The 2,500-nt window shown below is 53.4% G+C and carries 2 rRNA genes (1 of these 2 cut by a window edge); both read left to right on the top strand.

Going from position 1 to position 2,500, the window contains the following annotated elements:
- Window positions 1–2,031 (top strand): 23S ribosomal RNA (locus tag PMI04_RS00010); it begins 763 nt to the left of the window's first position.
- Window positions 2,032–2,206: 175 nt separating this feature from the next.
- Window positions 2,207–2,321 (top strand): 5S ribosomal RNA (gene rrf, locus PMI04_RS00005).
- Window positions 2,322–2,500: the final 179 nt, after the last annotated feature.

The following is a 2,500-nucleotide window of genomic DNA, read 5'->3' as shown; positions in this document are numbered from 1 at the left end:
CGAACCGTTCAATGTTGAAAAATTGTCGGATGAGTTGTGCTTAGGGGTGAAAGGCCAATCAAGCCGGGAAATAGCTGGTTCTCCGCGAAATCTATTGAGGTAGAGCGTCGAATGATTGCCGTTGGGGGTAGAGCACTGGATGGATGCGGGGGTCGCGAGATCTACCAACTCTAACCAAACTCCGAATACCAACGAGTCTAGTTCGGCAGACAGACGGCGGGTGCTAAGGTCCGTCGTCAAAAGGGAAACAGCCCTAACCTACAGCTAAGGTCCCCAAGTCACGTCTAAGTGGGAAAGCATGTGGGATTTCCAAAACAACCAGGAGGTTGGCTTAGAAGCAGCCATCCTTTAAAGAAAGCGTAACAGCTCACTGGTCTAAATAAGAGATCCTGCGGCGAAGATGTAACGGGGCTCAAGACGTGCACCGAAGCTTAGGGTGTGATCCTTTGGATCACGCGGTAGCGGAGCGTTCCGTAGGCCGTTGAAGCGATCTGGTAATGGGTCGTGGAGGTATCGGAAGTGCGAATGCAGACATGAGTAGCGATTAACAGTGTGAGATGCACTGTCGCCGAAATTCCAAGGGTTCCTGCTTAAAGCTAATCTGAGCAGGGTAAGCCGGCCCCTAAGACGAGCCCGAAGGGGGTAGTCGATGGGAACCACGTTAATATTCGTGGGCCTGGTGGTGTGTGACGGATGCCGTAAATTGTTCGGGCTTATTGGATTGCTCCGGGCAGTGAAGGGGTCCCAGGAAATAGCCCCACCGTATAGACCGTACCCTAAACCGACACAGGTGGAATGGTAGAGTATACCAAGGCGTTTGAGAGAAGTATCCTGAAGGAACTCGGCAAATTGCCTCCGTACCTTCGGAAGAAGGAGGCCCCACATATGCGCAAGCACTTGTGGGGGGCACAGGCCAGGGGGTAGCGACTGTTTAGCAAAAACACAGGGCTCTGCTAAGTCGGCTTCAAGACGACGTATAGGGCCTGACGCCTGCCCGGTGCCTGAAGGTTAAGAGGAGGAGTGCAAGCTCTGAATTGAAGCCCAGGTAAACGGCGGCCGTAACTATAACGGTCCTAAGGTAGCGAAATTCCTTGTCGGGTAAGTTCCGACCTGCACGAATGGCGTAACGACTTCCCCACTGTCTCCAGGATATGCTCAGCGAAATTGAATTCTCCGTGAAGATGCGGAGTACCCGCGGTTAGACGGAAAGACCCCGTGCACCTTTACTGCAGCTTCAGAGTGGCATTAGGAAAGAACTGTGTAGCATAGGTGGGAGGCTTTGAAGCGATGACGCCAGTTGTCGTGGAGCCATAGGTGAAATACCACCCTGTTGTTTTCTGATGTCTAACCTCGCACCGTTATCCGGTGCAGGGACCCTCTGTGGCGGGTAGTTTGACTGGGGCGGTCGCCTCCTAAAGAGTAACGGAGGCGCGCGATGGTGGGCTCAGGACGGTTGGAAACCGTCTGTTAGAGTGCAATGGCATAAGCCCGCCTGACTGCGAGACTGACAAGTCGAGCAGAGACGAAAGTCGGTCATAGTGATCCGGTGGTCCCTCGTGGAAGGGCCATCGCTCAACGGATAAAAGGTACGCCGGGGATAACAGGCTGATGATTCCCAAGAGCTCATATCGACGGAATCGTTTGGCACCTCGATGTCGGCTCATCACATCCTGGGGCTGGAGCAGGTCCCAAGGGTTTGGCTGTTCGCCAATTAAAGTGGTACGTGAGCTGGGTTCAGAACGTCGCGAGACAGTTTGGTCCCTATCTGCCGTGGGCGTCGAAATTTGAGAGGAGTTGACCCTAGTACGAGAGGACCGGGTTGAACATACCTCTGGTGTACCTGTCGTCACGCCAGTGGCGCAGCAGGGTAGCTATGTATGGACGGGATAACCGCTGAAAGCATCTAAGCGGGAAGCCTCCCTCAAGATAAGATTTCATCGAGCCGTCGTAGACCACGACGTTGATAGGCTGGATGTGGAAGTGCGGTAACGCATGGAGCTAACCAGTCCTAATTGCTCTGTTCGCGCTTAAGAGTCCCACCATCAACGACAATGCTGGAAACAGCAGCGTCCGTTGACGGAATGGTTTTAAGCCAGCCCAGATATACGAACATACAAATCAAAGCTCTTGATGTTCACTTTCCCAAGTGAAAGTGAACTGTGCACGGTATCGATTAAAAAACCGCAGTTATGCGCCTGCTTCATTGCTTGGTGACCATAGCGTCTGTGACCCACCCGATCCCATCCCGAACTCGGCCGTGAAACCAGTCTGCGCCGATGGTACTATTGCTCAAGCACTGGAAGAGTAGGGCGTCGCCAGGCATTGAAGCACGCGCATGACTACGGATAAAAACCCATTCATAATTGCAAAGCAGGGCGGCCCACAAAGCCGCCCTTTTTGCATATCAGGGCACCAAAAAAACGCCCAGTGTCGCGGGATGGAGCAGCCCGGTAGCTCGTCAGGCTCATAACCTGAAGGTCGTAGGTTCAAATCCTACTCC

The sequence above is a fragment of the Sphingobium sp. AP49 genome, assembly GCF_000281715.2.
Classification (GTDB): Bacteria; Pseudomonadota; Alphaproteobacteria; order Sphingomonadales; family Sphingomonadaceae; genus Sphingobium.
The sequence above is the reverse complement of the archived record's forward strand: the minus strand, read 5'-3'. Positions and strand labels throughout refer to the sequence as shown.